Here is a 25,419-nt window from a genome sequence, read left to right as displayed (position 1 = left end):
GCCCCGCATCGACCGCCCCGGCCGGAAAAACCAACCCGGCACAATCCGCTACCCCGTTTCCGGATCCGCTACCCGGATTCGGGTAGCGGATCGGGAATCCGAGTAGCGGATTTCTCCGAGGCTGGCGGTGGAACGGGAGGCGCGAGCGACCTCCAGCATCTCCGCGCGGCCCGGCAGCTTGGTGCGTTCGCGGCCCGCCGCCTCGCCGAGCCCACGCTCGTGGGCGTCGATCTCCAGCCAGGCGTCGCCGTCGACGAGGTCCACGCCGCGGTCGGTGAGCAGGTCGCGCACGGCCTGCGGGTCCGGCTCGGCGGGCTCGGGTAGGACGCCGGACTCGAGCTCGGTGGCCAGCTGCCCCACGGTCTCCACCGCGCAGGAACGGTTGGTGCCGATCACCCCGGAGGGCCCGCGCTTGACCCAGCCCGCGGTGAACAGACCCGGCAGGTGCTCCCCGCCCGGCGAGTCGAGAATCCGGCCGGAGTCGTTGGGGATGGTCGCCGAGTCGTGGTCGAAGGGCACTCCCTCCAGGGCGGACGAGCGGTAGCCGACCGCGCGATAGACCGCCTCGACCTGCAGGTCCTCCGTCCGGCCGCTGCTGCGGACCCGCCCGCCGGCACCGGCCGGCTCGGTCACCGCCAGGCGCAGCCCGGACACCCGGCCGTCGGAACCCAGGATCTCGACCGGGGACCGGTGAAAGCGGAACCGCACCACCCGTTCGCCGGCCGCGAGGGCGGCGGCCTCGGCCTCATCCGCCGTCCCCAGACCGGCCTCACGCTGTGCCCCGGCCCATTTCTCGAGTTGCGTGCACACCTGCCCGACCCGGCGATCGCTGTCGCGGAGGGTGCGCGCCTCGTCGTCGTCGTACTCCAGGTCGGCCGGGTCCACCACGATCGTGACGCCCTCCACCTTGGCCATCTCCCGCAACTCCAGGGGCGTGAACTTGGCGTGGACGGGGCCGCGGCGGCCGATCACCGACACCACCCGGGTCGTGTTGGTGCCGAACCCGGCGCGGACGTGCTCGGGGATGTCGGTGGGCTCCAACTGCTCGGGGCTGCGCACCAGCATGCGTGCCACGTCCAGGGCGACGTTGCCGACGCCCACCACGGCCGCGCGCTCGGCGGTCAGCGCCCACTCGGGGTGCGCATCCGGGTGGCCGTCGTACCAGGTCACGAACTCGGCGGCCCCGTACGACCCCTCGAGGTCCTCGCCCGGGATGCCGAGCCGACGGTCCGCGAGCGCGCCGGTGGAGAAGACGACCGCGTGATAGAAGCGGTGCACGTCGTCCAGGGTGAGGTCGCGGCCGAACTCGACGTTGCCGAGGAACCGGATGCGCGGGTCGGCGGCGATCCCCTCCAGCGTGCGGGCGATGCCCTTGATGCGGGGGTGGTCGGGGGCCACGCCGTGCCGCAGCAGACCGTAGGGGACCGGGAGCCGGTCGATGAGGTCCACCACGATCCCGCGTCCGGAGGGATCCCGGTTGTCACTCCAGTCCAGCAGGGCCTCGCTGGCGTACACCCCCGCCGGGCCGGACCCCACTACGGCCACCCGGAACGGGGAATCTGTGACAGGCGTCATGTCCGCGATCGTCGCACAGAAAGGCGAGCGGGGTACCTCGACCCAGTCGATCTGCCGTCGGGGGAGCATAATCGACACCCATGAGCGACTACGCCGGGGACCTATCGCCCCGCCAGGCCTGGGATCTGCTCGCCTCCGATCCCGACGCGGTCCTGGTGGACGTCCGTACCAGCGCCGAGTGGCAGTGGGTCGGCGGCGCCGATCTGTCCGAGCTGGGCAAGCGCACCCTGGGCATCGAGTGGATGACCTCGGCGGGCCAGCCCAACGAGCGGTTCGTCGAGCACCTCGGCGAGGCCGGTGTCGCCGCGGAGACACCGGTGTTGTTCCTGTGCCGCAGTGGTGGCCGGTCCGCCGCCGCCGCGAGCCTGGCCACCGCCGCCGGATACCGCACCGCCTACAACGTGGCCGAGGGGTTCGAGGGCGACCCGGACGCCGCCGGACACCGCGGCACCGTCAACGGGTGGAAGGTCGCGGGCCTGGCCTGGCGCCAGTCCTGACCGGGCCACCACGGCCAGCCCGCCACGCCCGTACGCCCCTCGCCCCGCCGCATCACCCACGCACCACACACAAGAAAGCAGCGATGAGAAACAACGAGCTCCCCGACGGTCTCCACCCCGACACCCTGGGCGTGCGGGCCGGGCAGATGCGCACCGGCTTCGAGGAGACCACAGAGCCGATGTTCCTCAACTCCGGCTACGTCTACGAGTCCGCGGAGGCGGCCGAGGCGTCGTTCAACGGCGAGAAGCAGCGGTTCGTCTACTCCCGCTACGGCAACCCGACGGTCGCGATGTTCCAGGAGCGTCTGCGGCAGATCGAGGGCGCCGAGGCGTGCTTCGCGACCAGCTCCGGCATGTCCGCGGTGTTCGTGGCCCTGGCCGCGCTGTGCGGGAACGGGTCGCGCCTGGTGGCCTCGCGCGCGCTGTTCGGCTCCTGTTACGTGATCTGCGCGGAGATCCTGCCACGCTGGGGTGTGGAGACGGTGTTCGTCGACGGCGCCGACCTCGACCAGTGGCGCGAGGCGCTCAGCGAGCCCACCGACGCCGTCTTCTTCGAGACTCCCTCCAACCCCATGCAGGAGCTGGTCGACGTGCGCGCGGTGTGCGACCTCGCGCACGCCGCCGGCGCGCAGGTGGTGGTGGACAACGTCTTCGCCACCGTCCTGCACCAGAAGCCGCTCAAGCTGGGCGCGGACATCGTCGTGTATTCCACCACCAAGCACATCGACGGCCAGGGCCGCGTCCTGGGCGGCGCCGTGCTGGGCACCGAGGAGTACATCTCCGGCCCTGTGCAGAACCTCATGCGCCACGCCGGGTTCGGGATGAGCGCGTTCAACGCGTGGGTCCTGCTCAAGGGCCTGGAGACCATGAGCCTGCGCGTCGAGCGGATGAGTGCCAACGCGCTGGAGGTGGCGCGGTTCCTGGAGTCGCACCCGGCCGTGGAGCGGGTGACATACCCGATGCTCGAGTCGCACCCCCAGTACGAGTTGGCGCGGGCGCAGATGTCGGGCGGCGGGTCGGTGGTGACGTTCGGGTTGAAGTACGACGACGACGAGGGCGGCCGCGGGAAGAAGGAGTGCTTCTCTCTGCTGAACTCGTTGGAGGTCATCGACATCTCCAACAACCTCGGCGACGCCAAGACGCTGGTGACCCATCCCGCGACGACGACGCATGCGTCCATGGAGCCCGAGGCCCGCGCCGCGGTGGGCATCGGCGACAACGTGGTCCGCCTGTCCGTGGGGCTGGAACACGCGGGCGACCTCATAGAGGACCTGCGTCGCGGTCTGGGGTGACGGTCTAGATTGATCGTATGTCTGATCGGGGTGAACATTCCCGGGTCCGGGTGGCGGTGCTGCCGGCCGCCCATCCCGCGGTTCGCCGTATCACCGGCCTGGATGGCGCTGAGCACGTAGAGCTGGTGCCCGTCCGGCCCGGGGTGGTGAACGGGCAGACCCCGCCCGAGGCGGTGACTCCCGCGGAGTTCGATCCCGGCCACGAGGCGTCGGGCGAGATTCATCGCGACGGCGACCCGCTGCGCACTGTCGACCTGGCGCACGTGCACTTCGGTTACGACTACCTGGAGCCCGAGAGCGTGGACGGGGTGGTGGAGCACCTGTCGCGGGCCGAGGTGCCGATGGTTCTCACCGTCCACGACATCGTCTACCCGTCCCACGAAGACGAACTCCCGCACCGCGACCACACCGGCACACTGGTCGAGGCCGCCGCTGCCGTGGTCACGCTGACCGAGGTGGCGGCGCACGAACTGTGGGTGCGGTGGGGCGTCGAACCGGTGGTCGTGCCGCACCCGCGGCTGCTGGACGAGGACGAGGTCTCCTCCGCCATCCGCGCCGGCAAGCACCTGCGCGGTCCCGGCGATCCGGTGGTGGTGGGGGTGTTGCTGGAGCGGCTGGGCGAGAACATCGACGGCCCGGAGCTGCTGGACCAGCTGGCGCCCGTCGCCCACGGGCGGCGGGGCGCGCACCTGCGGATCGTCGTGGAGGCGCAGGCGTGGCGCGACGCGTGCGGCGAGGACCGCGAGGCCGGCGGGCACCATCTGGTGGCGGAGCTGGCGGCCGAGGGCGGCTGGGAGTCGGTGCGGTTGGTGCGGTACGAGTCGCTGGACCTGGCGCCGTTGCTGCCCGAGTTCGCCGCGCTCGACGTGTGTGTGTTGCCGTACCGCTTCGCCACCCATTCCACCTGGTTGGAGTTGTGCCGCGACCTGGGCGTGTCGCCGGTGTTCCCGGCGGTGGGGTGCCTGCGGGAGCAGTGGTTCGACCGTTGCGATCCGGGCGATCACTCCGGGGAGGTCTACGATCCCCGCGATCCGTCCGCGGTGGCGGTGGCGGTGCGGGCGGCGTTGGAGAATCCCCGGGCCGTCCCGCCGCGGGTCGAGGGCGCTGATCCGACGAGCGTCATCGCGGCTCATGCGCGGATCTACGACGAGGCCGCGGGGCGCCGCTGAGCGTCCGGGGTCGGGCCGGGGCGCGGTGGGGTGGTGGCTGCGCTCGGCCGGGCCGGGCTGGGGGCTGCGCCGGTCCGGCTAGGAGTCGGCGTCGCCGCGGGCGATGTCGACGGGCCAGGCCAGCGTGAGCATCGAGTCGGTGGCCGGGGCGGCCGCGTCCATACTGAGCTCGAGACACACGGTGACCGGGGATCCGGGCGTGGTGCGGGTGGCGCCGGGCAGGACCAGCGGTTCGTCGACGGTGGGCGCGTCGAGTGGCACCGGCCGGTCACTGTCGCCGGCGAGGATGCTCGGTGAGTCGAGGTCGAACGCCGGCGCGGCGCATGCTCCGCCGCGGGCCGAGACGGCCCGGACCCGTACATGGGACGCGGTCTCGGGGTCTCCATCGACGAGGGCGCCCTCGCCGATGTCGACGTGGGCGTCGGACCGGGAGTCGACGGTGGTGCGTAGTGTCAGGGGCTGGTAGGCGGAGCGGTTGCGCAGGCCGGCCGTGTCCACGCGGACGGGGAAGTGGCCGCCGTAGGAGGAGATGGGCGCGGTCCAGGTCGTACCGAAGTCGGTGGACGCCTGGACGGACCACGCCGAGCTGCGCAGTTCGGACTCGCGGGTCTGCTCTTCGCGGTCCTGGACGATCACCGTCGCGCCGAGTGCGCAGACGGAGGCGGCAGCGAGTGCGACCAGTGTGGTCGCCGCGTGCCGGATGCGCATGACTCCTCCGAGGGGCCGTCTGGTGGAGATCGGTCCAGAGGAGGGGGCTCTGGTGCGGGCGGGGCCGCAGTGATCGCCGTGTTCACCAAGGTTATTGGTTGATGACGTCGAGTCGTTACATTCGGCCCCGGCGCGTGGCGAATCTCACGGCGGCCATCGGCGTGTCGGGCGCCTTGTGGACCCGCCGGGCGGCCCGGGCGCATGTCAGCGGATGTAGACCACGGTCCCGGTCTCCTGGTTGATGGCGGCCCAGCGCCAGCCGTCCGCGTCGGGGTCGGTGGACGTGAACGTCGACCAGGTGTCGCCGGGGTCGCCGCCGTTCAGCCAGATCTCCAGTGCCGCCACGCCCTCCCGCGCGTCGGAGGGAACGGTGTCACCGGGGGTGACGACGACGAAGTCTTCCCCGTCCACGGTCGCGGTGCCCACGTCTTCGAGTCGGGCCGCAGACGAGAGTGGCGCGGGCTCGTCGGGGATAACGGTCGCGGGGGCGGCCGACGTCGAGGTGACCGTCTTCGTCGCCGGCGGGGTGGTGATGCTCGTGCGCGCGGTTGTCGACTCGTCCTCCCCGGACGGGAGGGGCGGCGCCGAGGTGGTGGTCTCGGACGCGGTCGAATTCTCGAGCGGTGAGGTCACGGTGGTGGTGGGGGGAAGGTAGCGTCCCGCTTGCGCACTTGTTTCTGATTCATTGAGTGCGGCGACTTTGTTGCCGTTGACTGTCGCTACGGGTGTGAATCTTCCGGTCTCCCCTCTATCGATCTGCCCGGGATAGAAGAATGGTTTTGTGAATCTCGGTTGGTCTTGAACTCTGCCGACCTGATCAATCCCGTTGTAGTAAAAATCTCGGGTGGGGACTCTTCCAATTCCACATTCGGAGCGCGACAGTACTACGTGAACACTGCCGACGAACTTGCCGCGCGAAAACCCCGCTGCTGAGTCGGAGTAGGTTTGTATTTCAACTGAAACCTCGCTTTTTGCATAGGCAGCGGGCGAGCTGGTCACGTAACGGTCTGCGGTAATTCGCATAATCCAGACCAGACGGCTGGACGAATCGCTTGTGCCGTCCATATTTTGGATATTCGCTCGGAACCACGGCCCCTGTCCGTCGTTCAAAATTCCTGGGTCATCGGCCATCGGTAGAGGAAGAAGGCGTTCGCTACCGTAAGAGTCTGGCAAGATCCCAAGTTCCTCTGCAACCGATACTCGTTCGCCGCTCTTGCCGGGAAGCGTGGTAGGTGCGGGAACAAAAGACTCAGCTTCAGGCTTCTGAGAACCGGGGTAGCAGCGCACACTGGTGCTGACCCCGTTTGCGTTAAGTCGACCGTTCTTAGCGCCCGCAGTGGAGATGGAGAGTGAGAAATTGGCCAGCTTCTGGGCCGATTCAATGAATGCGTTCGATGTGCCACCGACGCAGTTCGTAGCGAGTGGGCTGTATGAATTTGGGTCATCTATGCAATGTCGTGTGACTGCACGGCCGAACGTGTCTGTTCGGCCCATCCATATCCTTGAAGTGGTGCTCGCGTCCGACGAGGCGAGGGAATTGTCGGAGATGTATCCGGGGTCTAATTCGGTATTGGTCGTAAGTTTGAGCGGATTAGAAGGATTCCGCTGGTTCTCTGCGGAAATTCTTGCAAAAACGCCATATCCATCACCTGGTCCAAACGATTCCTGCGCCTCATATTTTGATCCATCGGACGCCCGTATAGTTCTGACGGACTCCCACGAGTTTCCGAGAGTCCTTGCAAACCACTGGGTCGGCCATGTCGCTTTGACCTCGGCTTGAGCGACCTCGGTGTCGTTCCACGCCGCTTCCGTCATCTCGGTGCCCGGAACAACCGCGCCGGACAGGGCCAAGACACCAGCGATAGCGAGTCCGCCGACGGACGCCGCAAGCCGGCGGAGACGTGTCGAGTGCGGAGGGGTGTTCATGTTCACTGCTTTCGAGGCCAGAAGGCCCACACGACAAGGAATGAGGCCGCGACTGTGATCCCGGCCATGTACTTCGGTTGACTGACCGCGGCCACCACGTAAGCGAGCCCGGGCACGTGCCAGAGCACCTTCTTGACCTCGGTTACCTCGTACGGCTGCGCGTCCGGGGAATCGTTGGCGTCGCCCTTCATCTCGATGGAGTAGGTGTCACCGCCCACTGGGGACACGGACACGATGCGGTGGGTCACAGGGAGTTGGCCTTCACCGCGTGAGACCGTCGTGACGTCGCCGACCTTGATGTCGGAGGCGGGGATCAGCCTGACGACGGCGAGGGAGCCGGTCGGGATGGTGGGCGACATCGACCCGGTCTTGAACATGATCAGGCTGATGTTGAGCGCGAACGCGGCTATGGTCGCGGCGATGCAGACCACGCCCAGCGTGGCGAAAACAGTGAGCAGACCGTCGACAAATCTGACACCGACGCTTGGGCGGCCAGGGGTGTGCCGGTCTTCCAGTTCAACAGAGTCAACTCTGGTCGTTGCTTTCGTCATGGCGTAGGTGAGATTCCGTTAAAGGTCCAAACAGGATAGACGGAGGCCCCATTCGTGCCGGCGGGGGCACTGGTGACGTTGCTCGCGAGAGTGAAACGAAAGCACACCATGTAGGTGGTTCCTGCCGCTGCGTTGAGGATGAAGGTGGAGGCTGTCGATGCGTAGAACGGGGAATTCGGCGGATAGAGCTGAGTACCTTGTGAGCCTGTCCAGACTGCGGCATTGCACGTGCTGGAGATCGTGGTCAGCACGGCTCGGGCGGCGTAGGTGATGAGACCCGGCGAGCTCGGCGGGGTGCCCCATAGCGCTGTGTTGCTAGTCCCCTTGGCTGGGGTCGAGATGCCGACTCTGGCGCTGCTCGTGGTGTTCGAAGTCGTGCGCAGGTATACGGGTGCGTACGACGTCGCCCCCGGGGTGAGTGCGATCGGCGTCGAAAACGCGACGGTGCCAGGGTTGGTTGATCCTGGAAGATTAGTTGGGCCGTCGCTGAATGGACCCTCGGCCGTGAGAGACGTCTGTAACCCGAACCTCCCGGTAAGAAACTGTCCGCCAGCGAACACATTGTCTGCGAATGAAGCGAGAGTCTCCGAGGGGACAGCGAGAGTCGTGGCGGCAATCACCGCAGTTCCCAACCCGAGCGCGGCAATGGCGCCCTTGGCCCTGACCCGGCGCAGGCTACCGGTTCCGGTCACGGTGTCACGTCCTTCTTGCAGAATGAATGTGCTGGCGCCACAGAGAACGGCTTCTCGCTACCTGGCTAGCCGCCTTTGTCAGGCATAAGTAAACTTCGCTGACGGGCGAGCGAAGGGAAACGACCACCGCTCGCCCGTCAGTGCAGCCGTTACGAACTAAGTACCGTTGACGGAAGTGCCAGTGAAGCGCCAGGTGATGGTGGTCGACGCGCCCTGGGGGAGGAGGGTTTGATCAGCCACTGCTGTGACCGTGATGCATAGGGGCACACTCGAGGGGGCTTGCGGCGCTGTGACCTGGTTGCCAGCCGAGATATCAGCAGCAGCCCCGTCGATGGAGTTTTTCGAGTACGCGATCTTTGCCGCGGCACTTGCCACACCGGCAGCATCACACGTGGGCGCGCCCGTGTAGATCTTGTAGCTGAGCTGGGTGTTCAGTGCGGGGGTTGTCCCGCTGACACTCGGAATGGTAATCAACGCGTCTTGGGTTCCATTGACCCGCAGCCAGAATGGTGCGTAGTTCACGTCGCCCGGGGCGATGTCTAGAGGCGCCATGGTGAAGGACAATGACGCAGTATCCGCGGGGGTGCCAGTTGGGCCGTCGTAATTCTTAAAGTCCCCTGCGTCCGCGGTGGTGGAACCCTGCAACTCAAACGAGCCAGTGGTGAACGTCCCGTTCGCAAACACGTCATCCGACCACGCGGCCAGCGTCACCGCTGCGCCGAGGCCGAGGACCACGCCGCCGGCGAGGATCGCCTTGCGCTTGCGGGCCCGGTCCTGCTTCCGCTGGGCTTCGGGATTGAGAGGAGTGGTGGCGTCCATGTGCGCCCTGCCTTTCCGAGGGGGACCACGCGACGATCCCGGGGGGTGGGATGTGTCGGCCTCGTACGGGGATGGGACTTGATCGACACCGGGACACTGCGGTGGCCCGCCGCACACATTACGAAATCGTTACCGATGATGCAACCATGAACGTGGGTTTATTCTCCCAGTGCAATGCACCGATCGGTCGCTCGGTGTGCGGTCGTTAGCTGTCATGAATATTAGGGTTGACTTGGATTTAGAGTGCACTCCGCCATTCGCGGAGGTGAGCGCGGTGCAAGGGGGAGCCGCTGTCAACCCGTGCACCCCTAACCTGGCTCGCTGGCATACTCGGCCCCGTGCCCCGCGCGCGCCAGAGGTGAATCTGGTCACATGCCTACCTGCAGGAGAAGCTGATGCCCGACACCCCGTCCCTGAAGCTCGGTTACAAGGCGTCGGCCGAGCAGTTCGGTCCGCGTGATCTGGTGGAGTTCGCCGTGATGGCGGAGCAGGCGGGGATGGATTCGGCCTCGGTGTCGGATCATTTCCAGCCGTGGCGCCACGACGGTGGTCATGCGCCGTTCTCGTTGGCGTGGATGACGGCGGTGGGCGAGCGCACCGAGAGGCTGCAGCTGGGCACCTCGGTGCTCACCCCGACGTTCCGCTACAACCCGGCGGTGTTGGCGCAGGCGTTCGCGACGATGGCGTGCCTGTACCCGGGCCGCATCTTCCTCGGTGTGGGCACGGGTGAGGCGCTCAATGAGATCGCCACCGGGCATCAGGGCCAGTGGCCGGAGTTCAAGGAGCGGTTCGCGCGCCTGCGTGAGTCGGTCCGGCTCATGCGCGAGCTGTGGACCGGCGAGACCACCAACTTCGAGGGTGACTACTACTCGACCAAGGACGCGTTCCTCTATGACGTGCCCGAGGGTGGGGTGCCTGTCTACGTCGCCGCGGGTGGTCCGGTGGTGGCCAAGTACGCCGGCCGGGTGGGCGATGGGTTCATCTGCACCTCCGGAAAGGGGATGGAGCTGTACACCGACAAGTTGCTCCCGGCCGTCGAGGAGGGCGCCGGAATCAACGAGCGCGATTCGGCGAAGATCGACCGGATGATCGAGATCAAGATCAGCTACGACCCCGACCCGGCCGCCGCGTTGGAGAACTGCCGCTTCTGGGCCCCGCTGTCGTTGACACCGGAGCAAAAGCACTCGGTGGACTCCCCGCGCGAGATGGAGCGCCTCGCGGATGAGTTGCCGATCGAGCAGGTCGCCAAGCGGTGGATCGTCGCCTCGGACCCCGATGAGGCCGTCGAGCAGGTCAAAAAATACGTCGACGCGGGCCTGAACCACCTGGTCTTCCACGCCCCCGGCCACGATCAGAAACGCTTCCTCGACCTCTTCAATTCCGACCTCGAACCGCGACTGCGAGCCCTTGCATGAGTAACGAGAACAACCTCCCCGGCCCGGACACGGCCGATCTCTCCGGCCTCGAGGGCATCCTCGGCCACAAGGAATCGGTCCGCGTCCTGCGCTATCCGCACGAGACCGAGCCGGATGAGGAGGGTCAGACAACGGAGTGGCATTGCGACATCGTCGTCGTCGACGACGTTCCCGCGCCCGGCTTCTCCACCTACGCCACCGTGGGCGCCCGCGAGCTCCCCACCAACGTCACCACGCCCGAGGGGCGACACATCCGCTCCGAGTTCGTCACCGTCGGCCGCACCGGTCACCGCGCCATGGCCGACGTCCTGGACGCGTGCGCGCTCGCGGTGGCCACCGGTTCCATCCACGTGGCGCCCGGCGCGGTGATCCCCAACGCGGTCGGGCTGGTCGATCCCGGCCGTACGTGCGAGCACCTGGTCCTCACGCCGCCGTTCCTGTGGCCGGACCTGCAGGTGGTCGACGAGACCGGCGGCCCCGACGGCACCGGCCCCCTGCTCACGCGCCTGCAGGCCGTGCCGATCACCACCGCGGAGATGTCCGCCATCGGACGCGACGGCGCCGACGCCCTGTTCGAGCGGCTCGACACCGCCGACGCCGACGTCACCAACCCGGACCGCCCGAGCGTGGTGTGAGTGAGGCTGGTGTGAGTGGGTCCCGTGTGAGCGCGCCTGCGCCCCGGACGCCCCGCGGTGTCACGCACGTACTCACCACCGCGGCCGGGCTGATGCTCGTCGAGGCCACCCCCGACGGCATCGCGCGCCTCGTCCAGGTGGACGCGGACCAGCTCGACGCAGACCAGCTCGACCACAGGGATGCCGCCGCGACCTGGTTCAACGTGAAACATCACGACGACGACGAGGGCCGCGATCCCGAGCCCGGCGCCGCGGCGGAGCACCTCGCCCGCCTGGCGGAACAGGTGGAGGACTACCTGGCCGGGAGGCTCCGCGGGTTCGACGTCCCGCTGGACTGGGCGGCGGCCGGGGTCCACGATGAATTCTCACGCGAGGTCTACCGCGAGATCCAGCACATCCCCTACGGCGAGACCTCCAGCTACGGCCAGGTCAGTATCGACGCCGGCCGACCACGCAACGCCCGTCGCGTCGGCCGGCTGTGCACGCTGGTGCCGGTGCCGTTCGTCATCCCCGTCCACCGGGTGATCCGCGCCGACGGCGGAATGGGCAATTGCCCCGAGTACAGGCTTCGGCTGCTCGAGCACGAGCGACGCAACATCGCCGCCGAGCGCGCAGGGAAGCCGGGCCTGCTCCCGTTCCGGTAGGCATCGCCGCCGTTCGTCCGGGCACTGCCGGATCGGTGGGACGGCGGCCACACCGTGGTTAGGGTGGCGGTCAGCGTCGGGGGCCGAGGGGTCCGCCGGCGCGGACCGCCTGCCGTCGACCACAACCCACGGGGGAAGCCATGACAGCCGGAACCGTCGCCACCACCGCCCGCGCCGAGAGCGTGGTCGAGAAGTTCCAGCAGGTCCGGGGGCTCACCGACCTGCTCGCGTCCCGGCTCAGCCCCGAGGACCAGATCCCCCAGTCGATGACCGCGGCCAGCCCCGCGGCGTGGCACCGGGCACACACCACGTGGTTCTTCGAGGAGTTCGTGCTGGGCCGGCTGCCGGGCTACACCTCGCCGGAGCCGGTGTTCCGCTTCCTGTTCAACTCGTATTACGAGGCGGTCGGCCCACGGCAGCCGCGGCCGCAGCGCGGGCTCATCACCCGCCCGTCGGTCGCGGAGATCGGGGACTTCCGCGCCCGCATCGACGAGGCCGTCGTCGACGCCCTCGAGGCGGGCCGGGTCGACGAGCGTGGCCTCGAACTGCTGGAGCTGGGCTGCCATCACGAGCAACAGCACCAGGAGTTGCTGCTCATGGACATCAAGCACCTCTTCTCGCACAACCCGACCGACCCGGTGTACGTCCACAGGGCGGCGGACCCGGCAGGAGCGGCGCCGGGGGAGACCGGTTGGCTCGCCGTCGCCGAGGGGGTCGCGCAGGTCGGCGCCCCGGCTCCCGGCGACTCTGACGTCGGGGACGACTCGGGCGCCACCGCCGCAAGCCCCGCCACCGCCGCAGGCCCCGCGTTCTCCTATGACAACGAGCGTCCCCGCCACCGGGTGTGGATCCCCGGCGGTGAGGTCGCCACCCGCCAGGTCACCGTCGGCGAGTGGAAGCAGTTCATGGCCGACGGCGGTTACTCCCGGCCCGAACTGTGGTTGTCCGACGGCTGGGCCACGGTCCAGGCCGAGGGCTGGGATGCGCCCGGGTACTGGCGGCGTGAGGACGACAGCCCGGTCGGCCGCGCCGCCGACACCGCGACCGCCGCTGGCCCCGCGACCGCCGCCGACGGTGAGTGGACCACCTTCACCCTGAGCGGCCGGCGGCCGGTCGTCGACGCCGAGCCCGTCATCCACGTGTCCTTCTACGAGGCCGACGCCTACGCCCGCTGGGCCGGCGCACGGCTGCCCACCGAGTTCGAGTGGGAGGTCGCCACCACCGGCTGGGAGATCCGCGACGAGCTCGACCCCGACCGCTGCCACCCGCGGCCCGCCGCGGAGCGGACGATCGGCGGCGTGTGGGAATGGACCGCCAGCGCCTACCTGCCGTATCCGGGGTTCGTCACCGAGGAGGGCGCGGCCGGCGAGTACAACGGCAAGTTCATGTCCGACCAGCATGTCCTCCGCGGTGGCAGCGCGTTCACGCCCGCCGGCCACACGCGGCACACCTACCGGAACTTCTATCCCGCCGCCTCGAGGTGGGCGGCCGCCGGACTGAGGCTCGCCCGGTGACCGGCGCGCGCGAGGTGGCCGCCCAGTCCGGTGCCGCCGGGCCCGACGGCCCCGGTGCAACAACAGCAAAGACAACGACGACGACAACGACGACGACAACGACAACGACGACGACGACGAGCACCGCCGATCCCGACACCGCCGCGCTCGAATCGGATCTGCGCGCCGGGTTCTTCGACGACCCGCCGACCGTGCCGCCCCGCTGGTTCTACGACGAGAAGGGCAGCCTGCTCTTCGACCGGATCACCCGGCTCGCGGAGTACTACCCTACCCGCGCGGAGGCGGAGATCCTGCGGTCGCGGGCTGTCGACATCGTCGGCGATGCCGCCACACTCGTCGAGCTCGGGGCCGGGACCTGCGAGAAGACGCGGGTCCTGCTCGACGTCCTCGCCTCCCGCCCGACCGGCGCCACTGATCCAGCCGGCCCACTGTTCGTTCCGGTCGACATCAGTACCGAGATGCTCTTCGGTTCCGCCCGTGCGCTCACGGCCGAGTACCCCGGACTGCGTGTCGTCCCGGTCGTCGGAGACCTCACCGCCCTCGACGGCCCGCTACCGGGCGAGCCGGGCGGGCGGCTGGTGCTCTTCCTCGGCGGCACGATCGGCAATTTCAGCGAGGCCCAGCGAGCAGAGTTCCTCGCGATGCTGCGCGGCGTCATGGACCCGGGCGACCGGTTGGCGCTCGGCTTCGACCTCGTTAAGAGCCCCGAGCGGCTGGTCGCGGCCTACGACGACGCCGACGGCGTCACCGCCGAATTCAACCTCAACATGCTCGACGTGATCGCCCGGACCGTCGAGTGCACCGGGCTGGACAGGCGCGATTTCCGCCACGAGGCCGTGTGGAACGCCGCCGAGAGCAGGATCGAGATGTGGTTGCGGGCGGTCCGCGACGTGCACGTCGACTTCCCGACGCTGGGGCGCTCGCGAACCCTCGCCGCGGGGGAGGGCATCCGCACCGAGATCGCTCGGAAGTTCGAGCCGGACGCACTCGCCGACGACCTCGCCGGCCACGGGTTCGTCGGCCCGACCGTGTGGACCGACGACGCCGGGGACTTCGGGCTGGTCCTCGTCGTCGTCGACTAGGGGTACACCGTGACCCCCCGGGGCGCCCCGGATCTCGCCGATCGGGCCCGCGGCCTTCTCGGGGAGGCCCGCGCGGCCGGGGCCGCCGTCGACTCGGCGGCGGCTGAACTGTTCCGGCTGGGCGGGGAGGTCGCGCGCGCCGGCACCCGGGCCGAGGCCGCCCGGAGCGGGGCGCACGTCGCGGCCGAGCGGGACCTGGTGAGCGGCTTGCTCGACGAGCTGGACGTGATCGCCCGGGTAGCGGATCGGCTCGTCGCCGAGCTCGACCGGGCCGACGGCGGCGGGCGAGGCGCCGCCGACGGCGGGGCCGGGCCGCGGGCGACCCTCGTCTCCGTTCGGCGGGTCATCGAGGCGGCGGACAGTCGGGGCCGCGAAGGTATGTGGTTGGGAGAGCTGGCGACGGACCGGGTACGGGATTTCGCCGAGTTCGAACTGCTGTACTCGCGCGCGTCGCAGCACCTCGACCGCCGCCGGTGGGACGCCGCCGACGCCGTCCTGCCCCGGCTCGTCGCACTGGATCGCGCGCTGGTGAGCACGGAGATCGGCGCGATGCTCGACGAGCTCAAGTTCCGCCTCATGACTTCGCGGGGATGACGCGGGCCGACCTGCGACGATGCGCTTCCGGACCGGTTCGTGTCGTACGTGTGTTCTATGCTTCGGGGTATGGAACAGGGAGTATGGGATGCGGAGGGGCGGGGCGGTGAGCGGGACGAGCCGGCCCCGCTGACCGACGTTCTCGCGTTCCTGGAGGCGTCGGTGGAGACGCTGTGCGCGGTCGACTGGGCCGAGCACGACGCGGACGCGCTCGCCCACGCGGTGGGTCGCGTGGAGGTCGTGGCCCGGCGGCTGGACGCCAGTGGCTCCCGGGCCACTGCGGAGTTGGCCGCGCTGCACCGTCAGAAGGGACGCACCGCCGGTGGCGTCGCCGCGCTCCTCGCCGAGAAGCTGGGACTGGCGAAGGGCACGGTGCACGGTCGGATCGACGCCGGAGGACGTCAGGCCACCCCGGCCGGGCGGGCGGCCGCGAACGGGGAGATCACCGGCGAGCACGAGCGGATCATCGCCCGAGCCGTCTCCGGTCTGCCCGGAACGATGGGCGGCGACGCCAAGGTGTGTTTCGCCGAGGAGCTCACGGAGTTCGCCCGCACGGCGGCGCCCGCCGACCTGCGGGCCGAGGCCGCCCGCCGGGTCGCCGCCCTGTGCCCGGACCGCGGACGGGACCGCGAGGAGCACCAGGAACGTCAGCGCTCGGCGCGGCTCGGCGCGATCCGGTCCGACGGCACCAGCACCCTGACGATGACCCTGACGGCCCGCGGCCGCGCCCTGGTCGAGAGGGCACTGTGCGACTTCGGCGGGCCCGGCGGCGCCGTGGAGTGTGAACCCGGGTCCGACGAGCGCACCCCCGAGCAGCGCGCCCACGACGCCCTGGTGCACCAGTGGGCCCTCGGTTCGACCGTCGACCCCGCCCGCCCCAAGGGCATCGCGACCATCGTCGTGCGGGTGACACCGGAGCAGCTCGAGGACCCCACGACGCTCGTGCAGGCCGACGCCGGCACCCAGCTCAGCGTGCGGCAGGCGGTCTCCATGGCCGGAACGATGCCGTGGTTCGTCTCCCTGCTGCGCGACGGCCGGGAGGAGCTGCACCGGATCGACGTGGACGCCCACCCCGATCGGCGCCTGGCGTCGTCGATCCAGCGGTTGGTCCTCTACGCCTCCCACGGAGGGTGCACCTTCCCCGGGTGCACCGCCCCGGCCAGGCGAAGTCAGTTCCACCATGTGAGGGAGTGGTCACGGGGCGGGTCGACGACGGTCGCCAACGGGGCACTCGGCTGTCCCGTCCATCACGGGTTCGTCGGCGACGGCCCCGGAGGGTGGACAACCGTGGTGAACCCCGCCTCGCCCGGCCTGTGCACGTGGCTGCCTCCCGGCGTCGACAGGCTCACCGATGTGTGACGACCCGCCCCGGACCGGGGTGGGGGATCGGGCCGTCGGGTGTGTACAAGGTGTGCTGCGCCGCCGGCGCTGTCACAATGCCCCCGTGCCCGAATCCCTTCCTCCCGATTCCGTAGCGTCCGACACCCTCGCGTCCGACACTCCAGCGTCCGAGACTCTCGCGTCCGACACTCCAGCGTCCGAGACTCTCGCGTCCGAACCCCGCGCCTCGGGGCCAGGCGATCCCACCGGGGCCGAGTTGTCCGACTCCGACGTCGCCGCACTCTCGATCCCGTCCCAGTCGGGCGGTGAGCCGCTCTCCTCGTCCGCGGTCTACGTCGTGGCCCCCGAGGGCGACACGGGCAAGTCGACCGTCGCGTTGGGGCTGCTGCGCATCCTGGCCGGGACCGTCCAGCGGGTCGGGGTGTTCCGCCCCGTCACGGTCGCGCCCCGCCCCGCCGGTCCCGGCGTCGAGGACGAGGAACCGGTACGCGACCGCATCGTGGAGATGCTGCTGCAGCACACCACCGTGGACCTCGACTACGAGGACTGCATCGGCGTGACCAACATCCGCGTGCACTCCGACCGCGACGCCGCCCTGAGCGAGATCGTGCACCGATATGAGGCGGTGGCCCGGCAGTGCGATGTCGTCGTGATCGTCGGCACCGACTACACCGGGGTGCCCAGCCCCACCGAGTTCGACTTCAACGCCACGATCGCCGTGAACCTCGGCGCCCCCGTCCTGCTGGTGCTCCGCGGATCCGACCGCACCCCGGCCGAGATTGCCACCAACGCCCGGCTCACCCTCGAGGAGCTGCGTGTCGAGCACGCCCACCCCGTGGGAGTCGTCGTGAACCGGTGCGATCCCGACGCGCTGGAGGAGATCCGGGCCGAGCTCGGATCGCTGGACGTGCCGGCCTGGACGCTGCCCTCCCAGTCGCTGCTCACCGCGCCCACGATGGGTGAGCTCATGGAGGCGGTCGACGGCGAGCTCTACTCCGGCGACCCGGCCCTGCTCGACCGCGAGGCGATGGCCGTGATGGTCGGCGGCATGACCGGTGACCGGATCCTGGAGCGACTGGTCGACGGGATGGTCGTCATCGTCCCCGCCGACCGCACCGACGCGGTCCTGGCGATCCTCGCCGCACACGCCGCCGAAGGCTTCCCCTCGCTGGCCGGGATGATCTGGAACGGCGGGGTCAGGCCGAACGCGGCGTTGGACAGGCTCGTCCGCGGGATGCGCTCCACCCTCCCGATCATCTGCACGGGTCACGGCACCTACGACACCGCCCGTCTGGCCGCCGAGACCCGCGGGCGCGTGTTCTCGGGCTCGGGGCGCAAGGTGGAGACCGCGCTCAGCCTGATGGAGAAGCACGTCGACACCGAGGAACTGCTCGCGCCGCTGCGGGTCGACGCGCCCGACGTGATGACGCCGCAGATGTTCGAGCACCAGCTCCTCGAGCGTGCCCGCGCCGACAAGCGCCACATCGTGCTCCCCGAGGGCGACGACGACCGCATCCTGCACGCCGCCGGCCGACTCCTGCGGCGCGACGTGGCCGACCTGACGATCCTCGGTGACCCCGAGGCGATCCGTCGGCGTGCCGACGAGCTGGGCATCGACCTGAGCGGCGCGACACTGCTGGACCCGCGGACGAGCGAGCACGCCGATCGGTTCGCCGATGAGTATGTCGAGCTGCGCAAGCACAAGGGCATGACCCCGGACGTGGCCCGTGACCGCATCCTCGACATCTCCTACTTCGCCACGATGATGGTGCACACCGGGCTCGCCGACGGCATGGTCTCCGGCGCAGCCCACACCACCGCGCACACCATCCGCCCCGCCCTGGAGATCATCCGGACCCGCCCCGGCGTGAAGACGGTCTCGAGCGTGTTCCTCATGTGCCTGGCCGACCACGTACTGGCGTTCGGGGACTGCGCGGTGGTGCCCGACCCCACCGCCCAGCAGCTCGCCGACATCGCGGTGTCGTCCGCCGAGACCGCCTCGCGGTTCGGGATCGACCCGCGTGTGGCACTGCTCTCCTATTCCACCGGGGACTCCGGCAGTGGGGCCGACGTCGACAAGGTGCGCGAGGCGACCGCACTCGTGCGGTCGCGGATCGCCGAGGCGACCGAGGGTGATCCGGCTGCCGGCCTCGTCGTGGACGGGCCCCTGCAGTTCGACGCCGCCGTCGACCCCACCGTCGCGACCAAGAAGATGCCCGACTCCCCGGTCGCCGGCCGGGCCACCGTCCTGGTGTTCCCCGACCTCAACACGGGCAACAACACCTACAAGGCCGTACAGCGGACCGCGGGCGCGGTCGCGATCGGCCCGGTCCTCCAGGGGCTGCGCAAGCCGATCAACGACCTGTCCCGCGGTGCGCTCGTGGAGGACATCGTCAACACGGTCGCCATCACCGCAGTCCAGGCGCAGGGCGTCGGAGACCTCCAGGGAAGCGACTCATGACCCGCGTGCTCGTCATCAACTCCGGCTCCTCCTCCCTGAAGCTGCAGATCCTCGACACCGCCGTCGAGGGTGAGTTGGCCTGGGCGCTGGTCGAGCGGATCGGTGAGCCCGTGGGCACGCTGACCGTTCGCCGCAGCGACCTGGCCGGTGCCGGTGCGGAAGAACGCACCGCGGAGGCGGAGTTCCCGGACCACACCGCCGCGCTCGGTCACGTACTGGAGTTGGCGAAGGAGCTGCACGTCCATCCCACCGACGTGGGGGTCGAGGCGATCGGCCACCGTGTGGTCCACGGCGGGCCGGCCTTCCACGAGCCGGTCGAGGTGACGCCGGAGGTGGAGGCCGACATCGAGAAGCTCGAGGTGCTCGCCCCTCTGCACAACCCGGCCAACCTGCGTGGCATCCGGGTGGCCCGCGACCTGCTGCCGGGGCTGCCGCACGTGGCCGTGTTCGACACCGGGTTCTTCCACACCCTGCCCGCCGCCGCCCACACCTATGCCATCGATCGCGAGACGGCACGCGGGTGGGACCTGCGCAGGTACGGCTTCCACGGCACGAGCCACGAGTTCGTCTCCCGCCGCACCGCCGACGTCCTGGGCCGCCCATACGGCGAGCTCAACCAGATCGTCCTGCACCTGGGCAACGGGGCGTCGGCGTCCGCTATCGAAGGTGGCCGCGCCATGGATACGTCCATGGGTCTGACGCCCCTCGAGGGACTGGTCATGGGTACACGACCCGGAGACCTCGACCCCGGCCTGATCATCCACCTCATCCGTGACCGCGGCATGTCGCCCGAGGACGTCTCCACCCTGCTCAACCGCCGGTCGGGGCTGGAGGGGCTGTCGGGGGCGCGCGACTTCCGCGAACTCCTGACGCGGGTCGACGATGGCGACGAGGACGCCACGCTGGCCTACGACGTGGTGATCCATCGCCTGCGTCGCTACATCGGCGGTTACTGGGCGGTCCTCGGCGACGTGGACGCGATCACGTTCACGGCAGGGGTGGGGGAGAACGTCGCACGCCTGCGGGCGGATGCGCTGTCGACCATGCGCGGCTGGGGAGTGGAGATCGAAACCGAGGCCAACGAGAACGGCGCCGGCGAGCGGGTCATCTCCACCCCCGACAGTCGCGTGACGGTGCTCGTGGTGCCCACCGACGAGGAACTGGCGATCGCGCGGGCGTGCGACGAGGTGCTGGGCCTGGGAGGATAACCCCGTCCACATTTGCTAAGAACAACTTTAGTTATAGAGTGCGGGGTGATCCCCGGCATCCGAGTCCGGGCTGGACGAAGTCGGACGATGCCCCACGCCTCACCCTCCTCCCCGGACGCCCGGCCCGAGCACGGGCCGCCTCCCGGCCCGACGCAGGGTTGGCCCAGGAGTCGCGGGATCGTGCCGCTCATCCTGGCGGCGGTCGCCACCCTGGTCCTGGGCGGGGCGTCCGTAGCTCAGGCGGTGACGGTGCCTGCCCTCGATGCCCACACCGATCTGGAGTTCTCTCGGGACGGTTCTACCTGGACGGACGCCCCGGATCTCGCTCTCGGTTCGTGGGGCTGCGACCCGGCCGGTGGGCCCGGGGGCTCCGCTCCGCCCGCAAGCCCCGCTCCGCCCGCAAGCCCCGCTCCGCCCGGGGCGAGCGCCAGCATCCCCGACGTGGACCCGTGCGCGATGCTCCCCGGCGAATCCGTCGACCGCACCTATCACGTCCGCAATGCGGCCGACTCCGGCCGCACCGGCCGGTATGCGGTCGGAGTCGGTGACTTCGTGGTGTCGGAGGGCGCCGAGTTCGCGGTGCGGTCGAGCATCACCGGCGCGACAGCCGCCGACTCGGGGACGGTGATGCTGTACGGCGCGGGTACCGGCCAGGCCGGGGACTCTCCGGCCCGCGGCGCCACGGTGGCCGCCCTCGAACTGGGGCCGGGGGAGTCGGCGCGAGTGGTGGACGAGGTCGCCGTTCCGCTCGGCGTTCCCAACAGTGCGCAGCGGCAGAGTGTCAGTCCGAGGATGTGGGTGTCGTTCTCCGACGTCGACGGCCTCGACCGCGACGGCGACGGACTGCCCGACACCACCGAGGACCAGATCGGCACCGATCCGTCCGACCCGCTCAACCGGCTGCCCGATATGACCGCGGGGCACGAGTACGGGCCCCGGCCGTTTCTCCCGACCCGGCCCGAGAGCACCGTGCTCGACGTGGTCACCGACACGCTCCCGCCCGGCATGCGACTCGAGGACGGGGCCCTGACCGGTACTCCCACCCGCGCCGGCACCTATGACATCGCGTTCTCGGTCACCATGCCCGGAGGGGCCACCTACACCTCTGTGCGGCGCGTGGTGGTCCACCCCGCCGCCGGCGGCGGTTCGGCGGACCTGCCGGACGTCGTCTGGCCGGTCATCGTCGGGGGCGTCATCGGTGTGGTGATCGGTGTCTTCGGCCCCGCCCTGGGCTCCCTCACCGGTTCGCTCGGCGGGTCGTCCGACTCGTCCGGTTCATCCGGTTCCGGTGGTTCGCGTGGTTCCGGTGGTCCCGGTGGTCCCGGTGGCCCCGCCGGTTCGGACTCGCTGGCGGGCACCACCGCCTCTGCCCCCACCGCCCCCGCGACCGCGGCCACCACGCCTGACGCGGACCCCGCCACCGACGAGGGCGACGCCACCGGTCGGGTCGCAGAGAGTGCGGTGACACCGCGCGAGGGGGCGCCGTCGGACGCGTGGATCCGCGCCAATTCGGAGGTCCGCGGGTCGTTGGCCACCACCGGCGTCAGCGGGGCCGAGCTCGTGCTGTGGGCGCTCACCGCGGCGGCGGCCGGCGCGACGCTCATCCTGTTCGCGAGGCGCCGCCGCCACGATGACCCGGCCCTCGCCACCGACCCCGCTCTCGACCCCGCTCTCGACCGCGAGGGCTGAGCCACCCGGCCCGAGGGGAGAACCCCTGAAGTCGGTGGAACCCCCGCGGACTCAGAACAGGGTGCGTGGACGGATGCTGTTGGCCTGGTCGACGAGCCGGAACCGCTGCTGACGGGTCTCCGTGGACCGCGCGAGGGTCCGCAGGACGGTCTCCGCGCCGGAGCGCAGCCCGAACTCGGTGAACGGCACGCCGCGCATGAGGGGGGACGGGGACGGCTCGTTGCCCGGCAGCTGCACCCAGGCGAGTGCGGTGGTGAGCACGGTGAGCCGGATCTGGAACGCGCGGTGTTCACCGGCGGACAGGTTGGTCACACGGCGGGCGGCCTCGCGGAGGTGGGACTCCTCGGTCTCGTCGAGCGGGCGGCCCTGGCACAGCAGGAGGATCGCGGTGAGGTTGGCCAGCGCCGAGTACCGGGAGTTGGGCGGGACGCGGTCGAGCTCCTCGATGGCGGACTTGACCTCGCCACGCCGCTGGAGTTGGCGCGCCAGCCCGAACGCGGAACTGATCACCGACCGGTCGACCGACCACACCGTGCGGTAGAAGTGTTCGCTCGAGCGTGCCCAGCGGGCCCGGTCGCTCTCGGGGCACACGTCGAGGATCAGTTCCGCCGTCGCCGCCAGGGCCAGCTTGGGGCCGTTCTCGCCGGGCATGGCCGAGAGCACCCTCTGGAACTTGGGATACGCCCCGACGGGGTCGCCCTTGAGCAGGTCGGTCACGCCGTCGTACCAGACCAGCCGCCATTCGGCGGGCATCCGGTACGCGTTCTCCTCCAGCAGCGCCTCGGCCGCGGCGAGATCGTCGCTCTCGAGGTAGGCGCGGGTGAGTGACATGATCACGCCGACGCTCTCGTGGGCCTCGGACTCGGTGTCGGAATACAGTTCGAGGAGGGTGTCGATCCGCTGCTCCACCGAGGTGTACGAGGTCGCGGCGAGAATGCGGCCGGCGGGGTCGGAGGCCTCCATGAGCGGCACCGGCAGGGCGTCGACCAGTTCGGACCCGGTGAGCGTCGTGTCGCGGGCGCGGCCATCGACGAGGAAGTCGGTCGGCTCAACGGTGAACAGCGTGCCGAAGGTCGATCGCTGGGGTGAGAACACCGAGGAGAACGCCGGGTGCGGGACCCCGGTGCGCAGCGCGAGTACCTCCCGCAGGACGCCCATGAGCTGGTTGGCCATCCCGTTGGCACTGCGGAACCGCGAGTCGGGTTCCTCGTGCGTCGAGCGCAGGAGGAACCGGTACAGCGAGTCGTACCGGCTGAACACCGGCTCCTCCATCGGGGAGGGGATGCCGTCGGCGTAGCGGCCGTCGACCACGGGGAGCCGCACGATGAGCGAGGCGAGGGTGCGGCCGACGGTGTACAGGTCGGAGGCGATGGTGGGCCCGGTCCGGGGGATCTCCGGGGCCTGGAAACCGGGGGTGCCGTAGATGTGCCCGTAGTCCCCGACGCCGGACACCGCGCCCATGTCGATCAGTTTGACGTGGTCCTCGGTGAGCATGATGTTCTCGGGTTTGAGGTCGTTGTAGACCAGTCCCACCGAGTGCAGGTAGGAGAGCGCCTGCAGGACCTCGAGCACGTAGGCGATGGCCTTCTCCACCGGCAGCACCCGCCCGGGTGCCGCTCGTCGGACGTCGCGCAAGCTGGGGCCGCCGACGTACTCCATGACGATGTACCCGCCATGGGTGGGCGACGTGGCCCAGTCGTCGTGGATGAAGTTGTAGATTCGCACGATCGACGGGTGGGACAGTTCGGCCAGGATCTCCCGCTCGGCGACGGCGACCTCCTGGGCCTCGGCCTGGTCGGCGTGGAGCAGGCCTTTGAGGACGACCCAGCGGTCGGACACGTTGTGGTCGACCGCCAGGTAGATCCAGCCCATCCCGCCGTGGGCGAGCGCACCGCGGACCTCGTACTGGTCGGCGACGATGTCTCCGGGCCACAGTTCGGGCCGCGGCAGCCTGCCGTCGGAGGCTGCGCACTCGGCCTCGATGTCCTCCGGCTCCAACATGGCCGATGTGGGGTCGACGGGGATGATGTACGGCAGATCGACCAGACCCTCGGCGGCCTGGCTCGGGCGGTCCTCCGGCTTGTCGGGGTGCCGTATGCGGAACGGTGCCGAGGTCGACCGGTCGCCGGTAATCACCTCGCCGGTCCGGGCGGAGGACCGCGCGCCGGGGACGGACTCGGTGCGGGACTCGGGATCATGACTCCGCCCCGCGCCCGCCGCGCGCGCCGGGCCCGCCCGGCCCGGGCTGCTGCCGCCACCAGGGTCGGTGTCGGCGAGGAACCCGGTCATCGACGCCGCGCCGGTGGCCTCGACCGCCCCGGTCTCCGCCATGCTTCCCGAATGGACGTGCGGGCCCGTGGCCTCGAGCTCCCCGGTCGCCCCCATCGCGCCCGTGGCCTCCATCGCGCCCGTGGCCTCCATCGCGCCCGTCGCCTCGGTCAGTCCGGTCGCCGTGGCGGCCTCCGTCACCGCCACCGCCTCGGTCCGCATCGTGGCCTGCGTACCGACGCTGGGTTCGCCCTCCTCGAGCGGGTCGTCCCACTTCCGGTAACTCATCGCTGCTCCTCCGGCACGTACCTGGGCACCGGCATCCCGGGGTTGGGCCCCAGCCCGGACAACCACGTCGAATACATGCGGTTCCACGTGCCGTCCGCCCTGATCCGTTCGAGCGTGGAGTTGACCTGACGGACCAGCCCGTCGGTGTTGTCGCCCGGCGTGGACTTGGCGATGCCCACCCCGTACGGTTCCGCGTCGAGCTGCGGCCCCACGATCTCCAGGTAAGGGTCCTGCGCGGTGATGCCCACGAGGATCGCGTCGTCGGTGGTGATCGCGTCCACCTGGTTCTGCTGGATGGCCACGAGGCAGTCCGCCCACGTGTTCACCGACAGCACCGTGATCCGATCCAACTCCTCCCACAACCGCGACGCCGACGTCGTCCCGGCGGCCACGCACACGCGCTTGCCCTCGAGGTGTTCGATCTCCGTGATCCCCGACCCGCGCACCGCCAGCACCCGCTGGTAGGCCTGGTAGTACGGCACCGAGAACGTCACCCGCTCGCGCCGTGCGCACGTGATGGACATCGACCGGATCACCACGTCCACCTGGTCGTTCTCCAGCGCCTCGAGCCGGTTCGACGACGTCAGCGACCGGAACTCCACCTGTCGCGGGTCGCCGAAGATGTCCGCGGCGATCTCGCGCGCCAGGTCCACGTCGAAGCCGGTGAGTTGGCCGCTGGCCGGGTCGCGGAAGGAGAACAGGTTGGAGCCCTGGTCCAGTCCCACGATCAGTCGACCCCGCTCGAGGATCCGCGGCACCCTCTCCGCGGGGGTGGCGTCGTTCGGCCGCAGACTGGGCAGGGGATCGCAGCTCTCGTCGTTCTCGTCGGGCAGGCCGGCGGGGACGTCCGTGCTGATGACCGCGCCGGCGGGAAGTGGCATCACCGCGTCGATCTGCGGGATCCCCGCCCCGGCGATCCCGGCCAACTCCGCGGTCGCGTCTCGTTCCGGCCCGCCCGCGCCGGGGCCGCCCTCGTCGTCGTCGACCCCACACGCCGCCCCGAACGCCAGGGCCGCCACCATCACGCCCCCGAGCGCGACCCGCCTCGCCC

20 protein-coding genes are annotated in these 25,419 nt (G+C 69.9%); 13 read left to right on the top strand and 7 right to left on the bottom strand.

Annotated features, from left to right (window positions below; genetic code table 11):
• Positions 1–48: 48 nt before the first annotated feature.
• Positions 49–1,575, bottom strand: a complete 1,527-nt coding sequence (locus AB5G72_RS15115) for an FAD-dependent oxidoreductase (protein WP_440220280.1) — start codon at positions 1,573–1,575, stop codon at positions 49–51.
• 80 nt (positions 1,576–1,655) lie between these two features.
• Between AB5G72_RS15115 and AB5G72_RS15110 the strand changes: the two genes are divergently transcribed.
• From AB5G72_RS15110 to AB5G72_RS15100, 3 genes are read left to right on the top strand one after another with little or no spacing between them, the layout of a single operon-like run.
• Positions 1,656–2,072, top strand: a complete 417-nt coding sequence (locus AB5G72_RS15110) for a rhodanese-like domain-containing protein (RefSeq protein WP_067719351.1) — start codon at positions 1,656–1,658, stop codon at positions 2,070–2,072.
• On the top strand, positions 2,036–3,364 hold the full coding sequence (locus AB5G72_RS15105; protein ID WP_440220279.1) for an O-succinylhomoserine sulfhydrylase: 1,329 nt from the start codon (positions 2,036–2,038) through the stop codon (positions 3,362–3,364). Before AB5G72_RS15110 ends, AB5G72_RS15105 begins: the two co-directional genes overlap by 37 nt.
• A 17-nt stretch (positions 3,365–3,381) precedes the next feature.
• Positions 3,382–4,533 carry a hypothetical protein gene (locus AB5G72_RS15100; protein WP_440220278.1) on the top strand — a complete coding sequence of 384 codons (1,152 nt, stop codon included), beginning with the start codon at positions 3,382–3,384 and terminating at the stop codon, positions 4,531–4,533.
• Positions 4,534–4,611: 78 nt separating this feature from the next.
• Here the strand turns inward: AB5G72_RS15100 and AB5G72_RS15095 are convergent, their stop codons facing one another.
• From AB5G72_RS15095 to AB5G72_RS15080, 4 genes are all read right to left on the bottom strand, one after another.
• The gene (locus AB5G72_RS15095) at positions 4,612–5,241 is read right to left on the bottom strand and encodes a hypothetical protein (protein ID WP_440220277.1); all 630 of its coding nucleotides are present in this window, start codon (positions 5,239–5,241) and stop codon (positions 4,612–4,614) included.
• Positions 5,242–5,445: 204 nt separating this feature from the next.
• Positions 5,446–5,874: a hypothetical protein gene (locus AB5G72_RS15090; RefSeq protein ID WP_440220276.1), complete on the bottom strand. Its 429-nt coding sequence runs from the start codon at positions 5,872–5,874 to the stop codon at positions 5,446–5,448.
• 1,295 nt (positions 5,875–7,169) lie between these two features.
• Entirely contained in the window at positions 7,170–7,718 is a 549-nt protein-coding gene (locus tag AB5G72_RS15085) for a signal peptidase I (protein WP_440220275.1), read from the bottom strand.
• Positions 7,719–8,566: 848 nt separating this feature from the next.
• Complete coding sequence (locus AB5G72_RS15080; protein ID WP_440220274.1) at positions 8,567–9,229, bottom strand: SipW-dependent-type signal peptide-containing protein; 663 nt, start codon at positions 9,227–9,229, stop codon at positions 8,567–8,569.
• A gap of 395 nt (positions 9,230–9,624) precedes the next feature.
• Here AB5G72_RS15080 and fgd point away from each other — a divergent pair, with 395 nt between their 5' ends.
• The 10 genes from fgd to AB5G72_RS15030 all read left to right on the top strand — a co-directional run bounded on the left by fgd (position 9,625) and on the right by AB5G72_RS15030 (position 21,812).
• On the top strand, positions 9,625–10,644 hold the full coding sequence (fgd, locus tag AB5G72_RS15075; protein WP_440220273.1) for a glucose-6-phosphate dehydrogenase (coenzyme-F420): 1,020 nt from the start codon (positions 9,625–9,627) through the stop codon (positions 10,642–10,644).
• A complete protein-coding gene (locus AB5G72_RS15070; protein ID WP_119192458.1) occupies positions 10,641–11,279 on the top strand; it encodes a suppressor of fused domain protein in 639 nt (212 codons plus the stop codon). The genes fgd and AB5G72_RS15070 overlap by 4 nt, the downstream gene beginning before the upstream one ends.
• A gap of 26 nt (positions 11,280–11,305) precedes the next feature.
• The gene (locus tag AB5G72_RS15065; protein ID WP_440220272.1) at positions 11,306–11,923 is read left to right on the top strand and encodes a methylated-DNA--[protein]-cysteine S-methyltransferase; all 618 of its coding nucleotides are present in this window, start codon (positions 11,306–11,308) and stop codon (positions 11,921–11,923) included.
• Positions 11,924–12,063: 140 nt separating this feature from the next.
• Complete coding sequence (egtB, locus tag AB5G72_RS15060) at positions 12,064–13,437, top strand: ergothioneine biosynthesis protein EgtB (protein ID WP_440220271.1); 1,374 nt, start codon at positions 12,064–12,066, stop codon at positions 13,435–13,437.
• Entirely contained in the window at positions 13,434–14,519 is a 1,086-nt protein-coding gene (egtD, locus tag AB5G72_RS15055; RefSeq protein ID WP_440220270.1) for an L-histidine N(alpha)-methyltransferase, read from the top strand. Before egtB ends, egtD begins: the two co-directional genes overlap by 4 nt.
• Before the next feature lie 9 nt (positions 14,520–14,528).
• The gene (locus AB5G72_RS15050) at positions 14,529–15,113 is read left to right on the top strand and encodes a hypothetical protein (protein WP_132062474.1); all 585 of its coding nucleotides are present in this window, start codon (positions 14,529–14,531) and stop codon (positions 15,111–15,113) included.
• 69 nt (positions 15,114–15,182) lie between these two features.
• On the top strand, positions 15,183–16,472 hold the full coding sequence (locus tag AB5G72_RS15045; RefSeq protein WP_440220269.1) for a DUF222 domain-containing protein: 1,290 nt from the start codon (positions 15,183–15,185) through the stop codon (positions 16,470–16,472).
• Positions 16,465–18,915 (top strand): phosphate acetyltransferase, encoded by a 2,451-nt coding sequence (pta, locus tag AB5G72_RS15040; protein WP_440220268.1) that lies wholly within the window; start codon positions 16,465–16,467, stop codon positions 18,913–18,915. The genes AB5G72_RS15045 and pta overlap by 8 nt, the downstream gene beginning before the upstream one ends.
• The gene (locus tag AB5G72_RS15035) at positions 18,912–20,123 is read left to right on the top strand and encodes an acetate/propionate family kinase (protein WP_440220267.1); all 1,212 of its coding nucleotides are present in this window, start codon (positions 18,912–18,914) and stop codon (positions 20,121–20,123) included. Before pta ends, AB5G72_RS15035 begins: the two co-directional genes overlap by 4 nt.
• Positions 20,124–20,303: 180 nt before the next feature.
• A complete protein-coding gene (locus AB5G72_RS15030) occupies positions 20,304–21,812 on the top strand; it encodes a thrombospondin type 3 repeat-containing protein (protein WP_440220266.1) in 1,509 nt (502 codons plus the stop codon).
• A gap of 51 nt (positions 21,813–21,863) precedes the next feature.
• Here the strand turns inward: AB5G72_RS15030 and AB5G72_RS15025 are convergent, their stop codons facing one another.
• Both AB5G72_RS15025 and AB5G72_RS15020 read right to left on the bottom strand, forming a co-directional pair.
• Positions 21,864–24,368: a tetratricopeptide repeat protein gene (locus AB5G72_RS15025; RefSeq protein ID WP_440220265.1), complete on the bottom strand. Its 2,505-nt coding sequence runs from the start codon at positions 24,366–24,368 to the stop codon at positions 21,864–21,866.
• Positions 24,365–25,390 carry a glutamate ABC transporter substrate-binding protein gene (locus AB5G72_RS15020; protein WP_119192474.1) on the bottom strand — a complete coding sequence of 342 codons (1,026 nt, stop codon included), beginning with the start codon at positions 25,388–25,390 and terminating at the stop codon, positions 24,365–24,367. Before AB5G72_RS15020 ends, AB5G72_RS15025 begins: the two co-directional genes overlap by 4 nt.
• Positions 25,391–25,419: the final 29 nt, after the last annotated feature.

Origin of the sequence: Dietzia sp. MNB45 (assembly GCF_051994785.1) — a bacterium.
Taxonomy (GTDB): Bacteria; Actinomycetota; Actinomycetes; order Mycobacteriales; family Mycobacteriaceae; genus Dietzia; species Dietzia kunjamensis.
This window is presented reverse-complemented; position numbering and strand designations above follow the sequence as displayed.

What these genes read in the sequence shown, in the direction of transcription:
- AB5G72_RS15115 (WP_440220280.1), bottom strand. Translation starts at nt 1,575, where the DNA reads ATGACGCCTGTCACAGATTCCCCGTTCCGGGTGGCCGTAGTGGGGTCC.
- AB5G72_RS15110 (WP_067719351.1), top strand. Translation starts at nt 1,656, where the DNA reads ATGAGCGACTACGCCGGGGACCTATCGCCCCGCCAGGCCTGGGATCTG.
- AB5G72_RS15100 (WP_440220278.1), top strand. Translation starts at nt 3,382, where the DNA reads ATGTCTGATCGGGGTGAACATTCCCGGGTCCGGGTGGCGGTGCTGCCG.
- AB5G72_RS15095 (WP_440220277.1), bottom strand. Translation starts at nt 5,241, where the DNA reads ATGCGCATCCGGCACGCGGCGACCACACTGGTCGCACTCGCTGCCGCC.
- AB5G72_RS15085 (WP_440220275.1), bottom strand. Translation starts at nt 7,718, where the DNA reads ATGACGAAAGCAACGACCAGAGTTGACTCTGTTGAACTGGAAGACCGG.
- AB5G72_RS15080 (WP_440220274.1), bottom strand. Translation starts at nt 9,229, where the DNA reads ATGGACGCCACCACTCCTCTCAATCCCGAAGCCCAGCGGAAGCAGGAC.
- fgd (WP_440220273.1), top strand. Translation starts at nt 9,625, where the DNA reads ATGCCCGACACCCCGTCCCTGAAGCTCGGTTACAAGGCGTCGGCCGAG.
- AB5G72_RS15070 (WP_119192458.1), top strand. Translation starts at nt 10,641, where the DNA reads ATGAGTAACGAGAACAACCTCCCCGGCCCGGACACGGCCGATCTCTCC.
- egtB (WP_440220271.1), top strand. Translation starts at nt 12,064, where the DNA reads ATGACAGCCGGAACCGTCGCCACCACCGCCCGCGCCGAGAGCGTGGTC.
- AB5G72_RS15045 (WP_440220269.1), top strand. Translation starts at nt 15,183, where the DNA reads ATGGAACAGGGAGTATGGGATGCGGAGGGGCGGGGCGGTGAGCGGGAC.
- pta (WP_440220268.1), top strand. Translation starts at nt 16,465, where the DNA reads ATGTGTGACGACCCGCCCCGGACCGGGGTGGGGGATCGGGCCGTCGGG.
- AB5G72_RS15035 (WP_440220267.1), top strand. Translation starts at nt 18,912, where the DNA reads ATGACCCGCGTGCTCGTCATCAACTCCGGCTCCTCCTCCCTGAAGCTG.
- AB5G72_RS15025 (WP_440220265.1), bottom strand. Translation starts at nt 24,368, where the DNA reads ATGAGTTACCGGAAGTGGGACGACCCGCTCGAGGAGGGCGAACCCAGC.
- AB5G72_RS15020 (WP_119192474.1), bottom strand. Translation starts at nt 25,390, where the DNA reads ATGGTGGCGGCCCTGGCGTTCGGGGCGGCGTGTGGGGTCGACGACGAC.